The sequence below is a fragment of the Saccharothrix algeriensis genome (genome assembly GCF_016907655.1).
Lineage (GTDB): Bacteria > Actinomycetota > Actinomycetes > Mycobacteriales > Pseudonocardiaceae > Actinosynnema > Actinosynnema algeriense.
In genome coordinates, this window is the sequence record NZ_JAFBCL010000001.1 from 2,769,307 (window position 1) to 2,787,649 (window position 18,343).

General features: G+C 71.6%; 21 protein-coding genes. 10 read left to right on the forward strand and 11 right to left on the reverse strand.

What is annotated here, in order from left to right:
* Nucleotides 1-5: 5 nt before the first annotated feature.
* The 3 genes from JOE68_RS12440 to JOE68_RS12450 are packed head-to-tail and all read right to left on the reverse strand — an operon-like array spanning nucleotide 6 to nucleotide 2,493.
* Nucleotides 6-1,718 (reverse strand): WXG100 family type VII secretion target, encoded by a 1,713-nt coding sequence (locus tag JOE68_RS12440; RefSeq protein ID WP_204842516.1) that lies wholly within the window; start codon nucleotides 1,716-1,718, stop codon nucleotides 6-8.
* Nucleotides 1,715-2,029 carry a type VII secretion target gene (locus tag JOE68_RS12445; protein WP_204842517.1) on the reverse strand — a complete coding sequence of 105 codons (315 nt, stop codon included), beginning with the start codon at nucleotides 2,027-2,029 and terminating at the stop codon, nucleotides 1,715-1,717. The genes JOE68_RS12440 and JOE68_RS12445 overlap by 4 nt, the downstream gene beginning before the upstream one ends.
* 11 nt (nucleotides 2,030-2,040) lie before the next feature.
* Nucleotides 2,041-2,493, reverse strand: a complete 453-nt coding sequence (locus JOE68_RS12450) for a YbaB/EbfC family nucleoid-associated protein (RefSeq protein WP_204842518.1) — start codon at nucleotides 2,491-2,493, stop codon at nucleotides 2,041-2,043.
* Between the two features lie 194 nt (nucleotides 2,494-2,687).
* Between JOE68_RS12450 and JOE68_RS12455 the strand changes: the two genes are divergently transcribed.
* The 3 genes from JOE68_RS12455 to JOE68_RS12465 all read left to right on the forward strand — a co-directional run bounded on the left by JOE68_RS12455 (nucleotide 2,688) and on the right by JOE68_RS12465 (nucleotide 5,064).
* The gene (locus JOE68_RS12455; protein WP_204842519.1) at nucleotides 2,688-2,948 is read left to right on the forward strand and encodes a helix-turn-helix transcriptional regulator; all 261 of its coding nucleotides are present in this window, start codon (nucleotides 2,688-2,690) and stop codon (nucleotides 2,946-2,948) included.
* Nucleotides 2,949-3,037: 89 nt separating this feature from the next.
* Nucleotides 3,038-3,880, forward strand: coding sequence for an ABC transporter ATP-binding protein (locus tag JOE68_RS12460; protein ID WP_204846064.1), 843 nt, complete (start codon nucleotides 3,038-3,040; stop codon nucleotides 3,878-3,880).
* Nucleotides 3,877-5,064 (forward strand): ABC transporter permease, encoded by a 1,188-nt coding sequence (locus JOE68_RS12465; protein WP_204842520.1) that lies wholly within the window; start codon nucleotides 3,877-3,879, stop codon nucleotides 5,062-5,064. The genes JOE68_RS12460 and JOE68_RS12465 overlap by 4 nt, the downstream gene beginning before the upstream one ends.
* Nucleotides 5,065-5,840: 776 nt before the next feature.
* On the opposite strand, the gene JOE68_RS12470 is transcribed toward JOE68_RS12465, so the two are convergent.
* The 3 genes from JOE68_RS12470 to JOE68_RS12480 form a co-directional block, all read right to left on the reverse strand.
* A complete protein-coding gene (locus JOE68_RS12470) occupies nucleotides 5,841-7,154 on the reverse strand; it encodes a citrate synthase (protein WP_204842521.1) in 1,314 nt (437 codons plus the stop codon).
* Between the two features lie 272 nt (nucleotides 7,155-7,426).
* Nucleotides 7,427-8,365 carry a carbohydrate kinase family protein gene (locus JOE68_RS12475; RefSeq protein ID WP_204842522.1) on the reverse strand — a complete coding sequence of 313 codons (939 nt, stop codon included), beginning with the start codon at nucleotides 8,363-8,365 and terminating at the stop codon, nucleotides 7,427-7,429.
* A complete protein-coding gene (locus JOE68_RS12480; protein ID WP_204842523.1) occupies nucleotides 8,362-8,958 on the reverse strand; it encodes a TetR/AcrR family transcriptional regulator in 597 nt (198 codons plus the stop codon). Before JOE68_RS12480 ends, JOE68_RS12475 begins: the two co-directional genes overlap by 4 nt.
* A 105-nt stretch (nucleotides 8,959-9,063) precedes the next feature.
* Between JOE68_RS12480 and JOE68_RS12485 the strand changes: the two genes are divergently transcribed.
* Complete coding sequence (locus tag JOE68_RS12485; protein ID WP_204842524.1) at nucleotides 9,064-10,206, forward strand: acyl-CoA dehydrogenase family protein; 1,143 nt, start codon at nucleotides 9,064-9,066, stop codon at nucleotides 10,204-10,206.
* 152 nt (nucleotides 10,207-10,358) lie between these two features.
* Here JOE68_RS12485 and JOE68_RS12490 read toward each other — a convergent pair whose 3' ends face one another.
* Entirely contained in the window at nucleotides 10,359-11,231 is an 873-nt protein-coding gene (locus JOE68_RS12490; RefSeq protein WP_204842525.1) for an aldose 1-epimerase family protein, read from the reverse strand.
* Between the two features lie 206 nt (nucleotides 11,232-11,437).
* Here JOE68_RS12490 and JOE68_RS12495 point away from each other — a divergent pair, with 206 nt between their 5' ends.
* Nucleotides 11,438-12,265, forward strand: coding sequence for an MBL fold metallo-hydrolase (locus tag JOE68_RS12495; RefSeq protein ID WP_204842526.1), 828 nt, complete (start codon nucleotides 11,438-11,440; stop codon nucleotides 12,263-12,265).
* Nucleotides 12,266-12,267: 2 nt separating this feature from the next.
* Here the strand turns inward: JOE68_RS12495 and JOE68_RS12500 are convergent, their stop codons facing one another.
* Both JOE68_RS12500 and JOE68_RS12505 read right to left on the reverse strand, forming a co-directional pair.
* A complete protein-coding gene (locus JOE68_RS12500; RefSeq protein WP_204842527.1) occupies nucleotides 12,268-13,650 on the reverse strand; it encodes an APC family permease in 1,383 nt (460 codons plus the stop codon).
* Nucleotides 13,651-13,721: 71 nt separating this feature from the next.
* Entirely contained in the window at nucleotides 13,722-13,955 is a 234-nt protein-coding gene (locus JOE68_RS12505; protein WP_204842528.1) for a hypothetical protein, read from the reverse strand.
* A 94-nt stretch (nucleotides 13,956-14,049) separates the two neighbouring features.
* On the opposite strand from JOE68_RS12505, the gene JOE68_RS12510 reads away from it, so the two are divergent.
* The 4 genes from JOE68_RS12510 to JOE68_RS12525 all read left to right on the forward strand — a co-directional run bounded on the left by JOE68_RS12510 (nucleotide 14,050) and on the right by JOE68_RS12525 (nucleotide 15,605).
* Nucleotides 14,050-14,889: a helix-turn-helix domain-containing protein gene (locus tag JOE68_RS12510; protein ID WP_204842529.1), complete on the forward strand. Its 840-nt coding sequence runs from the start codon at nucleotides 14,050-14,052 to the stop codon at nucleotides 14,887-14,889.
* A 12-nt stretch (nucleotides 14,890-14,901) separates the two neighbouring features.
* On the forward strand, nucleotides 14,902-15,063 hold the full coding sequence (locus JOE68_RS12515) for a DUF397 domain-containing protein (protein ID WP_204842530.1): 162 nt from the start codon (nucleotides 14,902-14,904) through the stop codon (nucleotides 15,061-15,063).
* 96 nt (nucleotides 15,064-15,159) lie between these two features.
* Nucleotides 15,160-15,321, forward strand: coding sequence for a DUF397 domain-containing protein (locus JOE68_RS12520; protein ID WP_204842531.1), 162 nt, complete (start codon nucleotides 15,160-15,162; stop codon nucleotides 15,319-15,321).
* Between the two features lie 98 nt (nucleotides 15,322-15,419).
* Nucleotides 15,420-15,605, forward strand: a complete 186-nt coding sequence (locus JOE68_RS12525; protein WP_204842532.1) for a DUF397 domain-containing protein — start codon at nucleotides 15,420-15,422, stop codon at nucleotides 15,603-15,605.
* Here JOE68_RS12525 and JOE68_RS12530 read toward each other — a convergent pair.
* Nucleotides 15,589-16,464: an NAD(P)-dependent oxidoreductase gene (locus JOE68_RS12530; RefSeq protein ID WP_204842533.1), complete on the reverse strand. Its 876-nt coding sequence runs from the start codon at nucleotides 16,462-16,464 to the stop codon at nucleotides 15,589-15,591. The genes JOE68_RS12525 and JOE68_RS12530 overlap by 17 nt on opposite strands.
* Before the next feature lie 117 nt (nucleotides 16,465-16,581).
* Here JOE68_RS12530 and JOE68_RS12535 point away from each other — a divergent pair, with 117 nt between their 5' ends.
* Nucleotides 16,582-16,944 (forward strand): winged helix-turn-helix transcriptional regulator, encoded by a 363-nt coding sequence (locus tag JOE68_RS12535; protein ID WP_204842534.1) that lies wholly within the window; start codon nucleotides 16,582-16,584, stop codon nucleotides 16,942-16,944.
* Between the two features lie 18 nt (nucleotides 16,945-16,962).
* Here the strand turns inward: JOE68_RS12535 and JOE68_RS12540 are convergent, their stop codons facing one another.
* Complete coding sequence (locus JOE68_RS12540) at nucleotides 16,963-18,249, reverse strand: MFS transporter (RefSeq protein ID WP_204842535.1); 1,287 nt, start codon at nucleotides 18,247-18,249, stop codon at nucleotides 16,963-16,965.
* Nucleotides 18,250-18,343 lie beyond the last annotated feature (94 nt).

Below are 18,343 nucleotides of genomic sequence, written 5' to 3' on the forward strand. Positions count from 1 at the left end.
CTCGCCTACTCGCCGATGATCGGCTTGGCCGCCTTCGGCGCCTCTTCGATCAGCGGCTCGCCCTCCAGCCGCACCTTGCGCTGGTGGTCCTTGGCGTCGCCCTGGCCGGGCTGCCCGGCCATGGGCGGCACCATGCCGCCCATCATGCCGCCGCCGACACCGCCCCGGCCGCCGGCCGCGCCGCCGGCGCCACCACCGGCCGCGCCGCCGGGCGCACCGGAGCCCGCGGGCAGCACGCCGGACGAGCCGCCCGCCTGGAGCGTCTGCCCGGCCCCGCCGGCGCCACCGGCGCCCGCGCCGCCACCACCGCCGCCGACGAAGCCACCGCCGCCGCCCGCGAAGCCGCCGCCGACACCACCGCCGCCACCGCCGCCGGAGAACCCGCCGCCACCGCCGCCACCGCCGCCACCACCGGTCGAACCCGGCAGGTCGGTCGTGGAGAACGGGCGCACGGTCGGCACGTGGGGAGTACCGGGCGTGGTGGTGTTCGTGGCGTGCGTGACGTCACGGGTCCCGGCCGGATACGTGATCGGGTTGACGCGCGGGACGGAGGGCGAACCGCTGCCCGCCGGCACCCAGCGCCCCGGCTCCCAGTGCCCGCCGCTGCCCCCGCGGCCGCCCGAACCGGAGCCGGACCCCGAACCCGAGCCCGTGCCCACCTGCGGCGGGCGGTTCACCACGGGACCGCCGGTGCTCACGCCGCCGGGGTAGGTGCCGCCGCCGGGGCCGCCGACGCCGTCCGCGCCGGTCTGCCCGCCGAACGACGGCGGGCGGCTGACCACGGGGCCGGCGCTGTGCGAGCCGCCGCTGCTGGGGTTGGTGTTCCCGCCGCCGCCACCGCCGGACGCGTACTGGTCGCGCGCGTTGCGGTCCATGTCCGCCAACTGCTCCTGGGTGAGCCCCAGCCCGCCCTGCGTGTTGCGCGGGCCCGCCCCGCCGCCGCCGCTCGCGCCCCTGTTGGAGTGCGTCATGGCGGTGATCGCCTGGAGGATCTGCTTGGCGGTGGCCGCGATCTGCTGCACCGACTTGATCAGGTCGATCAGCTTCTTGAGCGAGTTGCCGAGCTTCTTGAGGAAGTCCGCCAGCTTCTTGGCGTAGTTCACGGCCATCTGCACGATGTCCGAGATCGCCGCCGCGATCGCCGCGCCGAAGGTCAGGAACGACGCCGCCAGCCACTGGATGATCTTCATGACCATGTCGGACACGGCCTGGCTGATCAGGTCCATGATGGTCTTGCGGACCTGCGCCACCAGCTCGCCCGCGCCCTTGGCCGCGCCGGAGATGCCCTGCGCCGCCTTGGCGAGCGTCTCCAGGCCGCTGGCGTGCTTCTTGCTGGCCGCGCGGTAGCCGTCGGCGGAGCGGCCCTGCCAGCCCCGGGTCTCCTCGACCGACGTGCGCCGGTAGTCGGCGACGATGCCCTCGATCTGCTTGGCCGCCGACGCCCAGTTGTCGGACATCCGCTGGATGGCCTGCGGGCTGCCCAGCAGCGCGTCGAACGGCTCGCGCAGGAAGTCCACGTGCTGGATGGCCCAGCTGAACCCGGCGGACAGGAAGCCCGACAGCGGGTTGGTCGCGAGTCCCACGATGCCCATGGCCGTGTTCGCCATGCCCAGCCCGGCCTGCACCCAGTCGCCGCGCTCGACGGCCGCGACGGTGCCCTGCACGTCACCGATCAGGTAGGACGGGTCGCGCCCCTGCGTGGTCGCCTGGGTCGTCATCCGCGCGCCTTCCCGGTGAACCCGAACGCGTTGTCCAGGTCGACGTTCTCGTACAGCTCGGCGACCTCTTTGAGGCCCTGGCACATGTCGGCGACGGTCTCGGTCGCCTGGCCGAGGATGTCCTGGGAGGCGCCGGCCGTCTTGAGCAGGAACGAGGCCAGGAAGGAGCCGAAGACCCCGAAGGCGTCGGTGGACAGCGACGGGTCGGCGGTCTGCGTGGCCGAGAGCATCCTCTGCGTCAGCTGGTCGACCGTGCCGGCGTGGGCCCGGATCTGCTCCGGGCTCACGTGGAACGACACGAACATGGACATCTACCCCCTGCTCAGGCCATCACGTCTGGTGGATTGGTGAAGTAGTCGTCGTCGGGCCTGGTGTCTCGACGCTGGATCTCCGGCTCCGGTTCCACCGGGTCGGAGCCGTCACCCGAATAGCCGTTGGGCATGTTCGCCTTGACGAAGTCCAGGGCCGGACCCTCCCCGACGAAGTCGTTCATGATCTGCACGACCTGGCCGGCGGCGGCGCGCTGGGCCTGGCCGACCGCCGTCATGATCGCGCCGGAGACGCGCTCCGGGTCCTCACCGCGCAGGGCGGGCCGCAGGATCAGGTTGGTCAGCGCGCCCGACGCGTTGACCGTCACGGTGATCAACCCGTCCGGGGACGTGGCGCTGCCGCCGACCTCGCCCAGCCGGCCCTGCGCCTGCTCGGCGTTCTGCTTGGCCTGCTCGATCTTCCGGCCGTACTGCGCGAGCCACTGGTCCGGCTCCATCGGCTCCATAGAGTCACCCCTCCAGGCAACGGGGCCCGCGGCCCACGACGCGTTCGACCGGTCGTCGGTCGATTCGGTTCCCGGCCCCGTATCGTTTCACCGAATCGTGATTTCCGGGTCCGCCGGACCTGGATACCGCCGTTCGGCCTATTGTGTGAATAGTTTACTTGCCGTTCTGTTGGGTTTTCGCAACACTTCGTAACATGAGTCCGGCACGCCGGGGACCCGCCCAGCGGATCCACAACCGGATCCAGGTGCTGCGGGTCGAACGGGGTATGACGAGGGTGGTGCTGGCACGGGCGGTGGGGGTGAACCCCCAGACGATCGGGGCGCTGGAGCGGGGCGACCACTACCCCGGCCTGGACCTGGCGATGCGGATCTGCGAGGTGTTCGGCCTGCCGGTCGAGGCCGTGTTCAGCCGCGAGCCGTTCGAGCCGCTGTCGAAGCAGGTCTACGGTGCTTGACCGAGAAGGGGAGGCGGGGCGTGGCACAGGGCGTGCTGGAGGTCGACCGGGTCTCCAAGCGCTACGGCGAGGTCGTCGCGTTGCGGGAGATGACGTTCGACGTCCGGGCGGGTGAGCTGTTCGGGTTCGTCGGCAGCAACGGGGCGGGCAAGACCACGACCATGCGGATCGCCCTGGGCGTGCTCGCCGCCGACTCGGGGGAGGTGCGCTGGAACGGCGAGCCGGTGACGCTGGAGACCCGGCGGCGCATCGGCTACATGCCGGAGGAGCGCGGCCTCTACCCGAAGATGAAGGTGCTCGACCAGCTCGTGTACCTGGCCGAGCTGCACGGCCTGTCCACCAACGAGGCGCTGCGCTCGGCGGAGACCTGGGTGGCCCGGCTGGGCCTGCGCGACCGGCGCGGCGACGAGGTGCAGCGGCTCAGCCTGGGCAACCAGCAGCGCGTGCAGCTGGCGGCGGCGCTGGTGCACGAGCCGGACGTGCTGGTGCTGGACGAGCCGTTCTCCGGGCTGGACCCGGTGGCGGTGGACGTGATGAGCACCGTGCTGCGGGAGAAGGCCGCCACCGGCGTGCCGGTGGTGTTCTCCAGCCACCAGCTCGACCTGGTGGAGCGCCTGTGCGACCGGGTGGGCATCGTCCGCAGCGGTTCGCTGGTCGCCTCCGGCACGGTCGACGAGCTGCGCGCGGGCGGCGCGGTGCGGCTGGTGGTGGACGCGCCCGGGGCGCGGGCGGGCTGGGCCGACGCGCTGCCCGGCACGCGCGTCGTGGCGGCGGAGGGCACCCGCGTCGTCCTGGAGCTGGCGCCCGGCGCCGACGACCAGGCCGTCCTGCACGCGGCGCTGGCCACCGGGCCGGTCCGCGAGTTCAGCCGGCAGCGGCCGTCGCTGGCCGAGCTGTTCCGCAGCGTGGTCACCGAGGAGCGCGGCGCATGAGCACCCTGACCCCGGGCCGGGCGGTGTTCCTGGTGGCGCGCCGGGAGTTCCTGGCCAAGGTGCGCACCAGGTCGTTCCTGTGGGGGACGCTGGTCGTCGTCGCCGTGCTGGCCGGCTACGTGCTGCTGCAGACCGCCCTGTTCGACCGCTCGGGTCGGGACGCGGTGGCGCTCAGCGGCCAGGCGACCGTCCTGGCGCAACCGCTGGAGCAGACGGCGAGGTCCTTCGGCCGCGAGGTCGACGTCGTCGACGTGACCGACGTCGCCGCCGCCGAGGAGCAGGTCCGCGCGGGTGAGCTGGACGCCCTGGTGACCGGCGCGCCGGACGCCCTGCGCGTGGTGGTGAAGGACCGGCTCGACGACGGCCTGCGCAACTCGATCGACCTCATCGTCAAGCAGCAGGTGCTCAACGCCCAGCTCGCCGAGGCCGACCTGGACCCGGAGGTCGTGGCGCGCAACGTGGAGGCGGCGAAGGTCGACGTGGTCGCGCTCGACCCCGAGGACTCCCAACGGGGGCAGCGGCTCGCCATCGGCCTGGTGATCGCCGTGCTGCTGTACTACTCGCTGCTGGTGTACGGGACGATGGTCGCGCAGGGCGTGGTGGAGGAGAAGTCCAGCCGCGTCGTGGAGATCCTGCTGGCGACCCTGCGGCCGTGGCAGTTGTTGCTGGGCAAGGTGATCGGCCTCGGGCTGGTCGGCCTGGTCCAGCTGGTGCTGATCGGCGGCATCGGCCTGGTGCTGTCGTCGGTGTCCGGGGTGATCGACGTGACGGGCGTGGCGGGCGGCGCGCTGGCCACCGGTGTGCTCTGGTACCTGCTCGGCTTCTTCCTGTACGCCACCATCTTCGCCGCTGCCGCTTCGCTGGTGTCGCGGCAGGAGGAGCTCCAGTCCGTGCTGACGCCGATCAGCATGGCGATCGTGATCGCCTTCGTGGTCGGCATCAACCTGATGATCCAGGACGCGTCGGACACCTTGGTGGCGGTCCTGTCGGTGCTGCCGCCTTTCGCGCCGATCCTGATGCCGGGCCGAATGGCGATGGGCGTCGCGCCGACCTGGCAGGTGCTGCTGGCCATCGTGCTGGCCATCGGCACGGCGGCGGCGATCACGTGGCTGGGCGGCAAGGTCTACTCGAACGCCGTGCTGAAAACCGGTGCCCGCGTGAAACTCCGGGACGCCCTCCGCTGACCCGCTGAAGCTCTTGGCTTGTGGCACGCCCCGTGCAGTCAGGGCGGCACACGCTTGGGGCAGCACGCCCCGTGCAGTCAGGGCGACACGCTTAGGGCAGCACGCCCCGTGCAGTCCGGTGCCTTCGTGTTCTCCCCGTATGGCCTGCCCGGAGGGCTACCATGCTTTCTTGGGGGGTGCAAGCACGCTTTTCTCTTGCACCCCCCAAGAAAGCATGGTCGTCTTTGACAGGCCATGCGGGGAGAACACGACCGCTCTTTCTTTTCCTTCTCCTTGGCGGCCTGCCTGTCCGGCGAGGACTCTTTAATCCCTTCAGCTTCGCGCTCTACCGCACCAATGAGATCGGCACAGCACCGAATCTCACCCGGATCGGTGCGCGATCCTAGTAAGAAGAGCGGCCGAGAGGCCCCCAAGGAGGAGGAAAAGAAAGGGCGGTCGTGTTCTCCTCCCCGTACGGCCTGCCGGAGGCAATCATGTCGAGCAGGGGGTGTCAAGCGGTGAAGCGTGCTTGACACCCCCTGCTCGACATGATTGGGCTGCGCCCAGGCCGTACGGGGAGGAGAACACGAAGACACCGGTATGTGCACTAGGTGCAGCACCGCTTCGGGCAAAGCGCACCAGGTGCAGTACCGCTGCGTGCAACGCGAAGAGGGGTGGTGATCCTCTGTGGAGGGAGCGGAGGTGTGGCCGTCCTCTATGGATTCCCCGTGGTGCTCTGTGGACGCGACGAGGCCCGCGCTCCCGGTGGGGGGCGCGGGCCTCGCGGGTGGTGTGCGTCAGCGCTGTTCGAGGGGCACGAACTCGCGCTCCGGGGAGCCGACGTAGATCTGCCGCGGGCGGCCGATCTTGGTGGCCGGGTCCTTGATCATCTCGCGCCAGTGCGCGATCCAGCCGGGGAGGCGGCCCAGTGCGAACAGGACGGTGAAGAACTTCGTCGGGAAGCCCATCGCCCGGTAGATCAGGCCGGTGTAGAAGTCCACGTTGGGGTAGAGCTTGCGCGAGACGAAGTAGTCGTCCGCGAGCGCGGTCTCCTCCAGCTTCTTGGCGATGTCGAGCAGCTGGTCGTCCGCGCCGAGCTTGCCGAGGATCTCGTCGGCCGTCTTCTTGATGATCGCGGCGCGCGGGTCGTAGTTCTTGTAGACCCGGTGGCCGAAGCCCATCAGGCGGACGCCGTCCTCCTTGTCCTTGACCTTGCGGACGAACGCGTCGACGTTGCCGCCGTCGGCCTTGATCTTCTCCAGCATCTCCAGCACCGCGCTGTTCGCGCCGCCGTGCAGCGGGCCGAACAGGGCGTTGATGCCGGCCGAGATGGACGCGAACAGGTTGGCCTCGGACGAGCCGACCAGGCGGACCGTCGAGGTGGAGCAGTTCTGCTCGTGGTCGGCGTGCAGCACGAACAGCAGGTCCAGCGCGCGGACCAGGTCCGGGTCCACGTCGTAGGGCTCGGCCGGGAAGCCGAACGTCATGCGCAGGAAGTTCTCCACCAGGCCCAGCGAGTTGTCCGGGTAAAGGAACGGCTGGCCGACCGACTTCTTGTACGCGTACGCCGCGATGGTCGGCACCTTGGCCAGCAGGCGGATGGTCGAGATCTCCACCTGGTGGGCGTCGAACGGGCTGAGGCTGTCCTGGTAGAACGTGGACAGCGCGGACACCGCGGAGGACAGCACCGGCATCGGGTGCGCGTCGCGCGGGAAGCCGTCGAAGAACCGTTTCAGGTCCTCGTGCAGCAGGGTGTGTCGGCTGATCTTGGACGAGAACTCGTCCAGTTGCGCCTGCGTCGGCAGCTCGCCGTAGATGAGCAGGTAGCTGACCTCGATGAAGTTCGAGCGCTGGGCGAGCTGTTCGATCGGGTAGCCGCGGTAGCGCAGGATCCCCGCGTCACCGTCGATGTAGGTGATCTCGGACGAGCAGGACGCGGTGTTGACGAAACCGCTGTCCAGGGTGACCAGGCCGGTGGTGGCCAGGAGCTTGCCGAGATCGATACCGGGCGCACCCTCGGTGGCCGGTACTACCTTCATCTCGTGCTCTCCGCCCTGATGGCGCAGCGCGACGGTACGGGTGTCGTTCGGCGCAGTCGTCGCGTCGGGCATTCAGAGTCCCTCTCACGCTAGGGCGGGGTGGACTCGTGCGGTCGGTCGCACGCGCGGGCGCGCGGACGTGGGGCGTCCCGCACCACAGCACCACCCCGTTGGGGTCCTGTCAGTTGTGCCACGCTAGTCGGCGGCCAACCCGCTCCACAGCCGCGGCATGGAACCGATTCTGCGAGGTGGGACCGGCATCACACTCGGATGCACGGGTGCCTAGCGTGCATCCACCACCGTAGCCCGTCGGCCGTGTTTCTCCACCTCACAGCGGGTGAGAGCTAGGTCATCTCCAGCTCGCGTTTGAACGGCGGTTCCGCTCCGGCCCTCGAACAGGTAATGGCCGCCGCCGCGCCGGCGTGGCCCAGCGCCTCGGTCCAGCGCGCCGCGTCCATACCGCGAACGGCCTCGGTGGACAGCGCGTCGTGGTCGTGCAGCCACGCCAGCAGGGCGCCCTGCACGGTGTCGCCCGCACCGATCGTGTCGACCACCGCGACGGGGACGGGTGGGACGCGGATCACTTCACCCGCGCCGGTGAGCACGGCCAGCCCGTCGCCACCGAGGGTGAGCACGACCGCCGCCGGCCCGGCGTCGCGCCAGTCGCGCACGACGTCGAGCACGTCCTCCTCGGGCGCGTCCCCGGGCAGCCCGGCCAGCCAGCGGGCGTCGTCCGCGGAGACCTTGAGCAGGCCCACGTGCGCCAGCCACGAGTCGTAGCGGTCGCGGTAGGCCGACGGGTCGCGGATGAGGCCCGCGCGGACGTTCGGATCGAGCACGGTCAGCGCGCCGCGCTCGGCCTCCCGCCACAGCACGCGCTCGTAGGTGCTCGCACCCGGCTCCAGGACCAGCGACAACGTGCCGAACGACACCGCGCGCACGGCGGCCGGGAGCGGTCCCGGGTCGGTGACCCGGCGGTCGGCGGTGCCCTCCACGTAGAACGAGTAGCGCGCCGAGCCGTCCTCGCCCAGGCCCACCACGGCCAGCGTGGTCGGCTCCGGGCCGCGCTGCACCAGGTCGGTGCCCACGCCGGCGGCGTGCAGCCGCTCGACCAGGCGGTCGCCGAACAGGTCGGTGGACAGCCGGGACAGGAAGCCGACCGGCGCGCCCAGCCGGCCCGCGGCGACCGCCGCGTTGTACGGCCCGCCGCCCATCCGGGGCGCGAGGTGGCCCTCGGCCGTCGGCACGAGGTCGACCAGGGCCTCACCGGCCACGACGATCACGACTGGCTCCGTTCCCGGCGCAACCCGTCCAGCAGCAGTTCGCCCAGCGCGGTGAACGCCTCGGCGTCGGACACCCCGGCCCGGCTGGTCAGCACACCGGTCTGGATGCCCTCGATGAGCAGCCCCGCCATCTCCGCCACCAGGGTGGCGTGGACCTCGCGGAACACGCCCTCCTTGACACCCTCCTGGATGAACGAGCGGATGCGCTCGGCCGCCGCTCGGGCGTTGCGCTCGTAGGTGGACCGCGTCGGCGCGAACGCCGACACGTCCGCGATGAACTGGGCGGACGCCCGGCGCAGCTCGTCGGCCGCGCCGGCGAGGTAGGCGCCCACCCGCACCCGCACGTCCCCGATCCCGGACACCCGCCGCTCGATGCGCTCGGCGGCGCCCATGAAGTACCGGCCGACGACGCGGACGGCGAGCTGCTCCTTGCTGGCCGCGAGCGCGTACAGGGTGGACTTGGAGCAGCGCAGGCGCGCGGCGAGGTCGTCCAGCGTGAAGTGCGCGAACCCCTCGGCGAGCACCAGCGACTCCAGCCGCCCGAGCAGGTCCACCTGCCGGGGCGTGAGCGGTCGGCGAGCTGGCGCGGTCATGGGCGGACTCTGTCACACTCCCTGGCGGCAGTACTGGCGTACGTCCTACAGTACTGCCAACAGTACGCCGCCTGACTGACGGCCCTGCCGTCCCGGAGGTCGACGATGCCCGCCGAGCGCCTGCTGCCCACCACCGAGGCCGAGGACCTGCTCGCCCTGGTCCGCGAGATCGCCCGCGAGGAGCTCGCGCCGCGCGCGGCGGAGGCCGAGGAGCAGGGGCGGTTCCCCCGGGACGCGTTCCGCCTGCTCGGCAAGAGCGGGCTGCTGGGCCTGCCGTACCCGGAGCGGTTCGGCGGCGGCGAGCAGCCCTACGAGGTCTACCTCCAGGCGCTGGAGGAGGTCGCGTCCGCGTGGATGTCGGTCGGCGTGGGCCTCTCGGTGCACGTGATGTCCAGCCACGCGCTGGCGGCCTTCGGCACGGACGTCCAGCAGAACCGCTGGCTGCCGGAGATGCTGGAGGGCGACCTGCTCGGCGGCTACGCCCTGTCGGAGTCGCACGCGGGCTCGGACGCGGGCGCGCTGTCCACCCGCGCGGTGCGCGACGGCGACCGGTACGTGGTCAACGGCACCAAGGCGTGGATCACGCACGCCGGCGTGGCCGACTTCTACACCCTCATGGCCCGCACGGCGGACACCGGCGGCAAGGGCATCAGCTGCTTCCTCGCCCCCGGCCACGTCGACGGCCTGACCGCCGCCGCACCGGAGCGGAAGATGGGCCTCACCGGCTCCGTCACCGCCCAGCTGCGGTTCGAGGACGTCGCGCTCGACCACGACCGCCTGATCGGCGCCGAGGGCGACGGGCTGAAGATCGCGCTGTCCGCCCTGGACTCCGGCCGGCTGGGCATCTCGGCCTGCGCGGTCGGGCTGGCCCAGGCCGCCCTGGACCAGGCGGTGGACTACGCCAAGCAGCGCACCCAGTTCGGCCGCGCGATCATCGACTTCCAGGGCCTGGAGTTCCTGCTGGCCGACCTGGCGGCGGCCGTCGAGTCGGCCCGCGCCACCTACCTGGCGGCGGCCCGCCGCCGCGACCGGGGGTTGCCGTTCACCCGCCAGGCGGCCATCGCGAAGCTGGTCTGCACCGACGCGGCCATGAAGGTCACCACCGACGCCGTGCAGGTGCTCGGCGGGGCCGGCTACACGCGCGACTTCCCGGTGGAGCGCTACATGCGCGAGGCGAAGGTGCTCCAGATCTTCGAGGGCACCAACCAGATCCAGCGCGTGGTGATCGGTCGCGAGCTGCGCCGCTGACCGGCGGTCGGGGCTCCCGGTGGGACGGGAGGTCGATCGGCGCCACCGGGTGGTCGGCCACGAGGTGGCCCCGGCGCCGGACCGGCTCACCGGCCACCGGGACGACGCGGCCACCCGTGATCGCGACGCGCACAGCCGGCGACGCCGACGACCTACGCCAGCGGGCGCAACCCCCACCGACCCGACCAGGACCGGCCGGGGTCGAGCCACAGCAGGTCCACGCCCGAGTTCAGCGCGTCCGGCGGGCACGTCATGGGCTCGACCGCCACCGCGCGACCGCGGCCGGGGAAGTCCGCCGGCGTGTAGACCTGCACCCACTTGAAGTCCGGGTCGCCCCACACCTCCACGGCGCCGGCCGGCCCGCGCAGCACGTGCCGCACCAGGCCGTCGACCGGCTCGCAGCCGCCGAACGGGGTGTCCAGGTCCACGCCCGCCAGCAACCGCGCGGTGCGGAAGTCGTGGTCGCCGCCGACCGGGACCGCCGGCCCCGACGGGACCATCGTCGCCGGGTCCAGCGGCAGCACCGTGGTGGCCGCCAGCGACAGCGACGTCTCGTCGGTGGCGGACAGCCCCGCACGCGGGTACGGGTGCGCCCCGACCCCGAACGGCGTCCGCCCGGAACCGGTGTTGTGCACCGCGTGGGACACGCTCAGGCCGTCGTCGTCCAGGGCGTAGGTGATCGACGTCCGCAGCTCCACCGGCCACCCGGCCCCGGCGACGCGCGCCTCCAGCGTCACCCGCGAACCGGCGTGCTCCACGACGTCCCACGGGATCCGCCGCACCAGGCCGTGGATCGCGTTGCCGCGGGCGGGTTCGGTGACGTCCAGCCGCTGCTCCGCGCCGTCGAGCACCCACCGCCCGCCGGCGGTGCGGTTGGGCCACGGCACCAGCACCGCGCCGCACCCCATCGGCGGCTCGTCCTCGTAGGTCTCGACGTACGGCACACCGCCGACCTCGAACGACTTGAGCCCTGCGCCTTCCGCGACGATGCCGGCGCGCGCCGCGCCGTACGCGATCTCCAGCATGGCCGCCATCCTCCCACCGCGAGGCGCCCGGTGCCGATCACGTCCACCCCGGTGCGGGCGGACCCGATGCGGGCGGACCCGGTGCGAGCAGGCCCTGCGCGGGCGGTCCGGTCGGTACAGTGGCGGCCGGCCCGCGCGCGTCGCGACCCGCCCCCGCCCCACGCCGCCGGCGCGCGCCCCGGCGCCCCGCTCGGAAGGCCCACCGGATGAAGGTCCACCACCTCAACTGCGGCACCATGCGCCCGTTCGGCGGCCGGCTGCTCGACGGCTCGGGCCCGCTGCTCGGCGCCGCGACGATGGTCTGCCACTGCCTGCTGCTGGAGACCGACGACGGCCTGGTGCTGGTCGACAGCGGGCTGGGCCTGGCCGACGTGCGCCACCCCGGGCGCACCCTCGCCAAGCCCTGGCGGCTGCTGTGCCGCCCGGTCCTGGACGAGGCCGAGACGGCGGTCCGCCAGGTCGAGGCCCTGGGGCACCGCGCGCAGGACGTGCGGCACGTCGTGCTGACCCACCTCGACCTGGACCACGGCGGCGGCCTGCGCGACTTCCCGCACGCCGAGGTGCACGTCCTGGCCGAGGAACTGGCGGACGCCCTGCGTCCGGGCAAGTCCGCCAACGAGCGCATCCGCTACCCGGACCGGCAGTGGGCGCACGGCCCGAAGTGGGTCACCCACGAACCGACGGGCGAGCGGTGGTTCGGCTTCGCCGGCGTCCGCGAGTTCCGGCCGGACGTCCTGCTGGTGCCGCTCATCGGCCACACGCGCGGCCACACCGGCGTCGCCGTCGACACCGGGGACGGCTGGCTGCTGCACGCCGGCGACTCCTACTTCCACCACGGGGAGATGGCCGCGCCGCCGCACTGCCCGCCAGGGCTGAAGTTCCTGCAGGGCCGCATGGACACCGTGCGCGAGCTGCGACTGTCCAACCAGGACCGGTTGCGCGAGCTGGTGCGGGACCACGGCGACCGCGTCGACGTCTTCAGCGCGCACGACGCGGCGGAGCTGCGCCGCCACCGGATCCGGGCCGCCGGGTAGCCCTACTTGGCGAGCTTCTCCGCGTCGAACTCGACCTTGCCGTGGGCGACCCGGTTGATCAGCCACAGCACGAGCCCGGCGCCGAGCAGGTAGAGCGCGATCACGTAGTCCTCGGCCGGCCGCCCGGACAGCGGGCTGGCCAGGTAGGCGCAGGTGAGCGCGCCGAGCACCGGCACCCAGGTGGGCGCCCGGAAGTGCCGGTGCCCCACCGGGTCCTTGCGCAGCACCAGGACCGCGACGTTGACGATGGTGAACACCACCAGCAGCAGCAGCGCGGTCGTGCCGCCGAGCTTGGCGATGTCGGTGGTGGACACCAGGACGATCGCGACACCGCTGGTGAAGACGATCGCGGTCCACGGCGTCCGCCGGAACGGGTGCACGGCCCCGAACACCTTCGGGATGATGCGCTCGCGCGACATCCCGTAGACCAGCCGGCTCGCCATCAGCATGTTGATCAGGGCCGAGTTGATGACCGCGAACAGGCCGATCAGCGAGAACACCCACAGCGGGAAGCCGGGCGCGCCGACCTGCACCACCCGCAGCAGGGCGGAGCTGCCCGCGCCGGCCAGCTCGTCGGCCGGGATCAGCAGCGAGGACGTGACCGCCACCAGGACGTAGACCAGCGCCGCGATGCCCATGCCCCACAGCACGGCGCGCGGGAAGATCCGCACCGGGTCGCGGCACTCCTCCGCCATGTTGACGGAGTCCTCGAACCCGACCATCGCGAAGAACGCCAGCGCGGTGGCCGAGGTGACCGCGACCAGGGCCGACTGGCCGGGCGCGGGGTCGACCTGCGTCAGCCGGCCCGCGTCGCCGTCCCCGCTCACGACGGCGTAGACCCCGATCGCGATCACGATCACCAGCCCGGACAGCTCGATGCAGGTCAGGACGACGTTGGCCTTGACCGACTCCGACACGCCCCGGAAGTTCACGACCGCGAGCCCGGCGATGAACAGCACCGCGACCAGCGTCGCCGACACCGTGAACGCGTCGGAGAGGAACTCGTCCACGAGCGCCTGGAGGTAGGCGCGGCCGAACGCGAGCGCGGCCGACGAGGCCGAGGTGATGCCCGAGCTCATCACCGCGAACGCCACCATGAAGGTGAGGAACTGGACCTTGAACGCCCGGTTGGCGTAGAGCGCCGCGCCGGCCGCGCGCGGGTACTTGCCGACCAGTTCGAGGTAGCTGAACGCGGTCAGGAACGCGACCAGGAACGCGATCAGGAACGGCAGCCAGAGCGCGCCGCCGACCTTGCCCGCGACGTTGCCCGTCAACGCGTAGATGCCGGTGCCGAGGATGTCACCGACCACGAAGAACAGCAGCAACTTGGGGCCGATGGCCCTCTTCAGCTCCGGTTGCGCCGGTGCGCTCGTCGCCTCCGCCATGCCGGTGGGGTGTGCCCGATCACACCGCTTTCAAACAGCGGAGCACGCGCGACTTCGGCGAGCCCCGGCGTTCAGCCCGCCCCGCACCCCTCGCGGAGGTCCGCCTCGGCCCGTTCGACGGCCTCGTCCAAGGCCGCCCGGAAGGCGACGGCCTGCCCCGGTTCGAGCCGGATGCAGTCGACGTCGACCGGCAGGTGGACCTCCACCGTCCCCAGGCTCACCCCCAGCTCGAACACCTTGCCGGCGGCGCCCTCGCACCGCAGCACCCAGTCGCGCTTCTGCTCGTTGATCTGTTCTTGGGTCATGCGAATAGATTGCAGCGCTTCAAAATTTGCAGCAATGCCACGATAGAGTGAACACCCTAGCCTGCTCACCTGCATTAGTTCTAACGTCGCTCCCATGGCACGCCGCGCCGGACGCTCCGTCCGCTCCCGACGACTCGCCCACATCCTCCGGAAGCTCCGCAGCGCCACGGGGTTGAGCACCGATGCCACCGGTGAGGCGGTGGGCATGTCCGGCAGCAAGATCAGCCGCATCGAGACCTCCGAGATCGGCATCTACATGGACGACCTCGAAAAGCTGCTCGATTTCTACGGCGTGACCAAGAAGGAGCGGGTCTACCTGCTCGATCTCGCACGGCACGCCGAACAGCGCGGTCTGCTGCGCATGAACAACGCCCACCTGCCGGAGGACTGGCAAGCCTGGACCGACTTCGAGGACGAGGCGAGCACCCTCCTCAACTACGAGCCGCTGGTGATCCCCGGCCTGCTCCAGACCGCGGAGTACGCCCGAGCACTCATCCGCGCCACCGGGCACGCCCTTTCCGAGGAGGAAGTCGACGCGCTGGTGGCGAGCCGACGCGTTCGACAGGGCTTGCTCACCCGCAGCAGGCCGGTGAGGTTGCACGCGGTCATCGAACAAGGTGTGCTCGATCGGCCCTTCGGCGCTCCCGGGACCAACGCCCGTCAGATGCGGCACCTCGCGGATGCCGCGCAACTGCCCAACATCACGGTCCAGGTGCTGCCGACCACTGCGGCCTTGCACCCTGGCCTGAACGGCCCCTTCGTGATCCTCGAATACGATGACGACCCGAGCCTGGTCCTGCTCGAGAACAAGGTCGCGAGCCTCTTCCTCGACGACGACGATCAGATCGAGGTGTTCGAGAAGACCTGGTCCACGCTGGTGGGACTGGCGTACACCGTCGAGGAGACGGCGGAGTTGCTGCGCAGCCTCGCGTGACACCATGGGCGCATGACCTTGTGGCGCAAGAGTTCCCGCAGCAACAGCACCGCCAACTGCGTGGAGGTGGCGCACCACGCCGACCGAGTGGCGGCACGGGACTCCAAGAACCCCCAACCGGTGATCAGCCTACCCACCAACTCCTGGGAACGGTTCCTCCAGCAGCACCGCTAGCAGCACCTCACCCCAGATGCTTGACGCCCTCGATCCTGGCCCACGACGTCGCGAGACGGCGGGTTCTTGCAGCACTTGGCGTGACACCATGGCGGCATGACCTTGTGGCGCAAGAGTTCCCGCAGTGCCAGTTCCGCCAACTGCGTCGAGGTGGCGCACCACGCCGACCGAGTGGCGGCACGGGACTCCAAGAACCCCCAACCGGTGATCAACCTGCCCACCAACTCCTGGGAACGGTTCCTCCAGCAGCACCGCTAGCAGCACCTCACCCCAGATGCTTGACGCCCTCGATCCTGGCCTACGACGTCGGCGAGACGGCGGAGTTCTTGCAGCGCCTGGCGTGACACCATGGCGGCATGACCTTGTGGCGCAAGAGTTCCCGCAGTGCGAGCACCGCCAACTGCGTCGAGGTGGCGCACCACGCCGACCGAGTGGCGGCACGGGACTCCAAGAACCCCCAACCGGTGATCAGCCTGTCCGCCGACTCCTGGGAGCGGTTCCTCCGACAGCACCGCCGGCAGGACCTCACCGCGGGTGCTTGATGCTCTCGATGATGCGGGCGAAGCCCTCCTTGCCGTGCCCCGCGTCGACCTGGCGGCGGATGAGGGTCTGCACCGCGTCGACCACCTCGGTGCTGATGCCCTGGGCCGCGCCGGCGTCGATGATGTCGCGCAGGTCGGAGAACTCCAGGCTCTGCTGCCCCGCGACGGTGTAGTCCCCGCCGTCGATGACCTCGGCGAACCCGGCCAGCTCACCGGTCATGGCGGTCAGCCAGGACGCGGCCCGCCCGGCGAACTCGCCGGCCGTCACCCCGGCCCCGGCGACCATGGCCGCGCCGTGCGCGAAACCGGCGAACATGACGTACATGGCGGACAGCAGGGCCAGGTCGTACAGCGACGCGACGCCGGCGTCCTCGCCCAGGTAGGCGCTCTCGCCCCACAGGTCCAGCAGGGGCCGGTGCTGCTCGAACACCGCCGCCGACCCGCTGTAGAGGACCGACGACCCGGGCTCGCCGATCATCGACGGCACGGCCATGATGCCGCCGTCGAGGTGTGCCACGCCGTGCCCGGCCGCCCAGGCGGCGATCTCCCGGGACTGCTCCGGGGAGGTGGTCGTGACGTTGACCAGCACCCGGCCGGCGAGCCGGTCCACCACCGGGTCCAGCACCTCGTGCACCGAGGCCGCGTCGAGCAGGCACGCGACCACCACGTCGCCGGCCGCGACCGCCTCCCCCGCCGTGCCGACGGCGGTCGCGCCCAGGGCGACCAGGCCCTCGGCCCTGCCCGCCGTCCGGTTCCACACCGCGGTGGTGTGCCCGGCCTCCACCAGGGCGGTCGCGAGGGCCGTCCCCATCGCGCCCAACCCGAGGACGCTCACCCGGACACCGTTGCCGCCACTCATGATCCCCACCCCTCCGCTCGACTGGTGCGTCGATCATCACCCACGCCGGTAAGGTCGACCAGTACCGACTAATTAGTGCACTACTTACCTTTTGGTAAGCGGGTTCGAGGAGGGCGGATGGCGACGAAGGCGCGACGCGGCCCCTACTTCTGCGGCATCGACGCAGCGATGGACGTGGTCTCCGGCAAGTGGAAGTCGCTGATCCTGTGGGAGCTGCAGGAGCACGGCGTCCGCCGGTTCGCCGAGCTGCGCCGCGGCCTGCCCGGCGTGAGCGAGAAGATGCTGATCCAGCACCTGCGGGAGATGGAGGAGGACGGGCTGGTGCACCGCGAGGTCTACCGGGAGGTGCCGCCCAGGGTGGAGTACTCGCTGACCGAGCACGGCCGGTCGCTCAACCGGGCCCTGGACGCGCTGGGCGAGTGGGGCGTCGAGCGGATGCGGCGGATCGGGGCCGGGAAGGTGGTGCCCACCGCGCCCTGACGCGCGCCGGACCGGCCGTCAGTCCGCCGGCCGGGTGCCGGGAGCGGGCGCCTCGACCGGGGCGGAAGTGAAGCGGTAGCGCCAGAACGACGGGATCGCGACCACCGCGAGCGCCGTCGCCACGACCACCGCGAGGCCGCCCCAGGCGGTGGCGGGGCCGGCCCCGATGGCCGCGCCGGTCGTGCCGTGCAGCAGGTCCGCCAACCGCGGGCCGCCCGCGACCACCACGACGAACACGCCCTGCATCCGGCCGCGCATCTCGTCGGTGGCGGCGGACTGGAGGATCGCGCTGCGGAACACCATGCTGATCATGTCCGCCGCACCGCCGATCGCGAGGAACACCACCGCGAGCCACAGCGCGTGGGACAGGCCGAAACCGATCATCGCCAGCCCCCACGCGACGACCGACAGCACCACGCCGACACCGTGCCGGGGCACCCGCGACGTCCAGCCCGACACCAGGCCGCACAGCATCGCGCCCAGCGGGATCGCCGCGAACAGCCACCCGAGCGCCAAGCCGCCGCCCGCCGGGTCGCCGAACGTCTCCTCGGCCATCTCCGGGAACAGCGCGCGCGGCATCCCGAACACCATCGCGATGACGTCGAGCAGGAAGGAGGCGAGCAGGACCTTCTGCAGCGCCAGGTACCGGAACCCGTCCAGCACGTCGCGCAGCGCGGGCCGGCGGGACACCCCGTCCAGCGGCGGCATCGGCGGCAGCTTCCACACCGCCCGGATGGTCAGCGTCAGCGCGACCGCGTCCACCAGGTAGAGCGTCGACACGCCGACCACCGGCATCAGCGCGCCGGCCAGCATCGGGCCGAACACCCCGCCGAAGGTCATCACCGTGGAGCCCAGCGCGGCGGCGGCCGGGAGCTGGTCCGCCGGCACCAGCCGGGCGATCGACGCCGAGCGGGCGGGCGCGTTGGCCGCGAAGAACACCTGTTGCAGGCCCAGCAGCGCGATGACGACCCACACCGACCGCACCTCGAACGCGGCCTGCAACCACAGCAGCACGGAGGTCGCCGCGATGCCGGTGTTGGTCCACACCAGCAGCTTGCGCCGGTCCACCAGGTCGGCGACGGCGCCGCCCCACAGCCCGAACACCAGCAGGGGCACGAGCGCGACGCCCGCCGCGACCCCGACCCAGCCGGACGAGCCGGTCATGTCGTACACCTGCTTGGGCACCGCGACGGCGGTCAGCTGGCTGCCGACGGCGGTCACGACGGTCGAGTACCAGAGCCTCCGGTACGCCGGCACCTTCAGCGGGCGGGTGTCGATCGCGACCTTGCCGAGCAAGCTCCTCACTCTGGTTAGCGTACGACAACTAACAACCGGTTAACCGAGACGTGGGACACGGCGCACCGCTCCGGTCACCCCGGCGCACGGGGGCGCGGCGGTG